Below are 321 nucleotides of genomic sequence, written 5' to 3'. Positions count from 1 at the left end.
GACGCGTCCAGCGCTTTGTAGAGCGCAATGGCTCGTTCCTTGCCAAGCCCCGCCTTGGCGGAAAGAGAGGAATGGGCAAGGCCGTTATTGAGGTGCCCGCCATTGCGGCCGGAAGCACCCCAGCCGACCCGCTGCCCTTCCAGAACAACGACGCGCGCGCCCGCTTTTGCGAGCTGGCGCGCAGCACCAAGACCGGTAAAGCCGCCGCCGATGACGGCTACATCATAGTGACCCTCTACAGGACCTTCCGCCGCCCCCGCGAAAGAGGGGGCAGTATCGTGCCAGTAGGAGACGAGCTTCATGGCCTGGTCCTTTCCTTAC

The 321-nt window shown here is 63.9% G+C and carries 1 protein-coding gene; it reads right to left on the bottom strand.

The window, feature by feature from the left end:
• A partial coding sequence (locus tag EN804_RS35845) for an FAD-binding oxidoreductase (RefSeq protein WP_135922389.1) occupies nt 1–302 on the bottom strand: 302 nt, incomplete at its 3' end.
• Between the last annotated feature and the right edge of the window lie 19 nt (nt 303–321).

The organism is Mesorhizobium sp. M8A.F.Ca.ET.161.01.1.1 (genome assembly GCF_004792105.1).
GTDB lineage: Bacteria > Pseudomonadota > Alphaproteobacteria > Rhizobiales > Rhizobiaceae > Mesorhizobium.
Note: the sequence above shows the minus strand (reverse complement) of the source record. Positions and strands in the feature narration are given on the sequence as shown.